The 3,038-nt window shown below is 49.8% G+C and carries 2 protein-coding genes; both read left to right on the top strand.

Features of this window, described 5'->3' with window-relative positions; all coding sequences use genetic code 11:
- On the top strand, positions 1-1,374 hold a 1,374-nt coding region (locus H6F50_RS06465), incomplete at its 5' end, for a diflavin flavoprotein (protein WP_190427672.1).
- Between the two features lie 108 nt (positions 1,375-1,482).
- Positions 1,483-3,038, top strand: a 1,556-nt coding sequence (locus H6F50_RS06460; protein ID WP_190427670.1) for a diflavin flavoprotein, incomplete at its 3' end; no start/stop codon positions are given.

The raw sequence follows: 3,038 nt of genomic DNA, 5'->3' as shown, positions 1-3,038 counted from the left end.
TCAAAAGTCGCAATCCAGTTTATCGAAGATTTTGTGCATCAGCCGTTTGAGCGGCGAATCGTCAAAAATGGCGACAAGTTGGATTTAGGCAACGGACACGAATTGGAATTCGTGATTGCTCCCAACTTGCACTGGCCCGACACGATTTTCACCTTCGACCACAAAACCCAAATCCTGTATACTTGCGACGCCTTTGGCTTGCACTATTGCTCGGATAGCACCTTCGATGAAGATTTAGCCGCCATCGAAGCCGATTATCGGTTTTACTACGAATGCCTGATGGCTCCGAATGCCCGTTCCGTGCTGTCTGCACTGAAACGGATGGGAGAACTGCCAGAAGTACACACCATCGCCACCGGACACGGCCCGCTGCTGCGCCACAACGTTGTGGAACTGACGGGACGTTATCGCCAGTGGAGTCAAGCTCAAACCAAGGGCGAGACGACAGTAGCGGTATTTTACGTCTCCGATTACGGGTATAGCGATCGCCTTTCCCAATCTCTCGCCAAAGGCATCACCAAAACAGGCGTCGCCGTCGAGACACTCGACCTGAAATCCGCCGATCCTCAGGAGGTGCAAGAACTGGTAGGGCGTTCATCCGGCTTAGTCATTGCCACACCCCCAGCCGCCTCTGCCGCCGCCCAAGCTGCGATTGGCACCGTTTTAGCCGCTGCTAAGGAAAAACAAGTAGTCGGGATTCTGGAGTCCTACGGAGGAGATGACGAACCCGTCGATCCGCTGGTGAGTAAATTTAGAGAGTTAGGGCTGACAGTCGCATTTCCAGCAATTCGGATTAAAGATACACCCGGAGAAGCCACCTATCAGTTGTGTGAAGAAGCGGGTACAGACTTAGGACAATTGCTCACCCGCGATCGCAACATCAAACAGATTAAATCTCTTGATGCCGAATTAGAAAAAGCCCTGGGACGCATCAGCGGTGGATTGTACATCATCACTGCCAAAAAAGGCGAAGTCAAAGGTGCCATGTTAGCTTCCTGGGTGGCACAAGCCAGCTTCCAACCCCTAGGATTCACAATCGCTGTCGCAAAAGACCGGGCTATTGAGTCCATGATGCAAGTAGGCGATCGCTTTGTCCTCAACGTCTTAGAAGAAGGAAATTATCAAAATTTGATGCGGCACTTTTTAAAACGATTCCCCCCTGGCGCGGATCGATTTGCCGGGATCAAATCTCAGCCTGCGGAGAATGGTTCCCCGATTCTGACGGAAGCCCTCGCATACATGGAGTGTGAAGTCTCTAGCCGCATGGAATGCAGCGATCATTGGATAGTTTACAGCACCGTTCAATCCGGTCGCGTCTCCAAACCCGACGCCCTCACAGCGGTTCACCATCGCAAGATCGGAAATTATTATTAACGCTCTTGATGCGCCAAGGTTAGCGCTCTCGGTACGCAAAGAAGCAGCTTTAACTTTGCGTATGAGAGTGTACCTTTGCGTTTAAAAAAATTACCGTTTTAACTTATGATGACAGCCACAAAACCCCGCGATGTTCAGGTTCTCCCGATTGGTGCAGATACAACTGTGTTGCGATCGCGCACTTGGGACAGACTTAAGTTTGAAATCGAATATGCTCTACAACGGGGCACAACGGCGAATTCTTATGTGATTCAAGCGGATAAAACAGCGCTCATCGATCCGCCGGGAGAATCATTTACAGGCATTTTTCTTTCCGCTTTACAGCAGCGATTTGACTTAAACAAGCTGGATTACGTGATTTTAGGACACGTCAACCCCAACCGAGTTTTTACGCTGAATGCTTTACTAAAACTGGCTCCTCAAATTACTTTTGTTTGCTCGAATCCAGGGTCAATTCTGCTGCGAAATCTTTTTGAAAACACTTTCCCAGAGACTTTACAAGAACACAATCTACAAATTGCCATAATGCGAGGGGAAGAAACCCTCGATTTAGGCAAAGGTCATCACTTACAATTTATCCCCACGCCTAGTCCCCGTTGGCCTGACGCCCTTTGCACCCACGACTCCCTAACCGAAATTTTGTATACGGATAAGCTTTTCGGGGCGCACGTTTGCGGCGATCAGGTGTTTGATGAAGGATGGACGGTGTTTAGCGAAGATCGGCGCTACTATTACGATTGTCTGATGGCTCCCCACGCTCGGCAAGTCGAAACAGCGCTAGACAAACTCACACAGGATTTGCCAGCCAGACTCTATGGGACGGGTCATGGCCCCTTGGTGCGCTACAGTCTGATTCCGCTCACGCAAGCTTATCGGCAATGGAACCAGCAGCAAAGGGCAACAGAAACAAGCGTGGCGCTGCTCTATGCTTCAGCTTATGGGAATACAGCGACCTTGGCGCAAGCGATCGCTAGTGGTATTACCAAAGCAGGCGTTGCTGTCGAATCAATTAACTGCGAATTTGCCGAACCCTCGGAAATTCAAGAAGCTGTAGAAAAATCAGATGGGTTTATCATGGGTTCTCCTACCCTCGGCGGTCATGCTCCCACGCCGATTCAAACTGCCTTGGGCATTGTCCTATCCAACGCGAGCAAAGGCAAGCTGGCGGGTGTTTTTGGTTCTTATGGCTGGAGTGGGGAAGCGATCGATCTACTAGAAGGCAAGTTAAAAGATGCTGGATATCGCTTTGGCTTCGACCCGATTCGAGTCAAATTTAAACCCACCGAGGTGACGCTGAAATATTGCGAAGAAGCCGGGACAGACTTCGCCCAAGCGTTGAAAAAAGCTAAAAAAGCCAAAATGGCTCGACAACAGTTAAGCGTGCAACCGATTTCACCTTCGCAATCTGCCAGGATCGAACAAGCGGTAGGGCATCTGGTTGGCTCTCTTTCCGTTGTAACAACGAAACAAGGCGAACTCAGCGGGGCGATGTTGGCTTCTTGGGTGTCTCAGGCAACTTTTAATCCCCCCGGTTTAACCATTGCTGTCGCCAAGGATCGAGCGATTGAATCGCTGATGCATTCTGGCGGAAAATTTGTTTTAAATATTTTGGGAGAAGGCAAGCACATCGGCTTGATGAAGCATTTTCTCAAACCTTTTGGTCC

This window comes from Coleofasciculus sp. FACHB-712, from assembly GCF_014695635.1.
Taxonomy (GTDB): domain Bacteria; phylum Cyanobacteriota; class Cyanobacteriia; order Cyanobacteriales; family FACHB-T130; genus FACHB-T130.
The sequence above is the reverse complement of the archived record's forward strand: the minus strand, read 5'-3'. Positions and strand labels throughout refer to the sequence as shown.